Raw genomic sequence first — 2,425 nt, forward strand, 5'->3', positions numbered from 1 at the left:
CGTCCACGTACATCCGTATGCCGGAGTCGCAGTCCCACGTGACCGCGAAGTGGTGCCACTCGGTATCCTCGGGCATCTGGCAGGTGAGGTAGCCGCAGTCGCCGGGCAGGTGAAGGTCGAGCCGCAGGGCCGCGAACTCGCCCCAGTACCACAGGCCGAAGTTCCCCGGCTGGCAGAAGTTCATGTTGTTGCCGAAGAACGAGTGGCTCTGCCAGAACCAGCGGAGGTCGTCGGCTTTGAAATAGAATTCGATCGTCCCGCGATTCGGATCGAATAGCGGGTTCCATTCGGCGGGCAGCCGCAGGCCGCCCTGGCCGAGGGTCGCCGCCTGACCGAACCGGCCGGGCGCGTAGGAGATTTTCGCCTCCGGCAGCGGGGCGCCATCGGGCGATCCCTCAGCCGTCACGTCGCCGTCAAAGCGGAACAACAGCGTGCCGGCCTCATCGAAGTCCGGCCGGGCCGACCATGCCAGCTCCTGAGCCGTCGCCACACCGGACGCCAGCATCCATCCGATCGCCGCGGCCAACCCTACCGACTTGACCATCCGTGAACCTTTCAAAGGACTCTCGTGAAAATTGCACGTCACCGGTGCTACTGCTCCGTACTGATCCAACTGTGGACCCACGCGATCGTCTCTCGCGTGGTCGGATGCGACGGCATCGGGACCACCCGCGGCTGACCGAGCCACTCGACGTGCAGATCGCAGAATAGCACGTTCGTGCCTCGATAGGCGTGCGTCTGGCCGTAGGTTCCGTAGTATTCGTGCCCACCCGTCTCCGCGGCGTTCCAATTGCCGTGCATCCATCCGCCCGCCTTTTCCGTCGTCAACAGATGCTTGGCCGGCTCCACCAAGTGGCCGTAGGTCCACGAGGGATAGAAGTGCACCGCATCGTTGCGGCCGAGGGTGTCCGGGCCGAGCCAGATCGCCCGCGTGTACTGGCCGGCGGCGTTCCAGTTCGACTGGAACGATGCGTTTTGGCTATACGACCGCGTTTCGCGTCCGTCCGTGAACGTCGTCTTGTCGGCTGGACAACGGAACACCGCTGTGGCCTTGGTGTACTCGAACACGTACGAATCCCACGTCCGGCCATCCTTCCACCATGCCGGATTGACCGGATGGCGGACGACGTTGGGCGGATAGACGCTGTAGGCATCCGTGTAGAAGCAGTAGCCCAGCGCGATCTGCTTGAGGTTGCTGCCGCAGACCGCCTGGTGGGCCTGGGCCCGCGCCGCGGTCAGGGCCGGCAGCAGGATCGCCACCAGGACGGCGATGATCGCCACGACCACCAGCAGCTCAATCAACGTGAACGCCATGCATCGCTTTGGCATCGTTTGACCCTCGGACCTCAACCCTTGTTTTCCAGCGATTCCAGGATCTCCGGGCTGATGAACAGCTCCGGCGTGATCATCTGTTGGAGAACCTGGCCCGGCTGGCAAGTCAACAGGAATCGGGCCGCCGTCGAGCCCATTTCGTAGGCCGGCTGGCTCAGGTAGAGCACCGAATCGGGCAGCCACCGCGAGCTGTGCGAATCGTCGAAAATGGCCACCACGAGCTGTTCCGGAATGGCAATCCGCTTGCTCCGCAGGGCCCGCAGGCCGCCCATCGCCAGTTCGACGTTGGTATAATAGAGCACCCGCGGCATCGTCGGGCGGCTGCCCAACAGGCTCAGCGTGGCTGAGACTCCCGCGTCGATCAGGACGCGGCGGCGTTCGACGTCCCACTCGGGCGGCACCTCGATCCCTCGGGCGGCCAGGGCCTCGACGAACCCACGATGGCGCTCAAAATGGCCGGGAAACACCCGGTCGGCGGTGATGACGGCGAACTCGCGGCAGCCGAGGTTGGCCAGGTAGTCAGCCATGTCGCGGCTGCTGCCGTAGTTGTCGACGTCGATCCAGCCGATGTTCGGCCGGTCGAAGCGGTGCTCGATGACCACCTGGGCGATGCCATCGTCGGCAACCGCCTCGAGCATGCTGTGGAACTGGATCGGGGCCTGCAGGTGAATCAGGCAGTCCACCCCGTGCTCCTTGCAGAAATCGCTGAACGCCCCGCGCCGAAACGGAATCTGGGCCATGTCGGTCATGTTGATGACCTTGACCGCCGAATCGCAGCCGGCAGCCGCCTCCACCAGGCCCGTCACCAGCTCGCGGGTGTAGACCCCGTCCATCCGACCGGGCCGAAGGTCCGGGATGGTCACCCCCACGGTCAGGCTCCGCCGCCGCGCCCGCTTCGGCTGGAAATTCTCTTTCTCCAGCGTTTTCAAGACCTTACGGCGAGTGTCCGGATTGACCTTGGCCGAGTTGCTCAGCACGCGCGAGACCGTCGCCACCGAAACCCCCGACCGCTCCGCAATCCGCCGAATGCTCATAATCAAACCCGCCTGACTGCATGACCTGCAAGTTAGATGTAATTTTCACGGTCGTTACA

3 protein-coding genes are annotated in these 2,425 nt (G+C 64.2%); all 3 read right to left on the minus strand.

Annotated elements, in window-relative coordinates:
- A partial coding sequence (locus GXY33_17830; protein NLX07001.1) for a LamG domain-containing protein occupies positions 1 to 544 on the minus strand: 544 nt, incomplete at its 3' end.
- A gap of 47 nt (positions 545 to 591) precedes the next feature.
- Complete coding sequence (locus GXY33_17835) at positions 592 to 1,329, minus strand: DUF1559 domain-containing protein (GenBank protein ID NLX07002.1); 738 nt, start codon at positions 1,327 to 1,329, stop codon at positions 592 to 594.
- 17 nt (positions 1,330 to 1,346) lie between these two features.
- Positions 1,347 to 2,366, minus strand: a complete 1,020-nt coding sequence (locus GXY33_17840; protein ID NLX07003.1) for a LacI family transcriptional regulator — start codon at positions 2,364 to 2,366, stop codon at positions 1,347 to 1,349.
- Positions 2,367 to 2,425 lie beyond the last annotated feature (59 nt).

It is taken from the genome of Phycisphaerae bacterium (genome assembly GCA_012729815.1).
Taxonomy (GTDB): domain Bacteria; phylum Planctomycetota; class Phycisphaerae; order JAAYCJ01; family JAAYCJ01; genus JAAYCJ01.

Excerpts from the sequence above, each read along its gene's own strand:
- GXY33_17840 (NLX07003.1), bottom strand. The coding sequence starts at position 2,366 with ATGAGCATTCGGCGGATTGCGGAGCGGTCGGGGGTTTCGGTGGCGACG.
- GXY33_17835 (NLX07002.1), bottom strand. The coding sequence starts at position 1,329 with ATGCCAAAGCGATGCATGGCGTTCACGTTGATTGAGCTGCTGGTGGTC.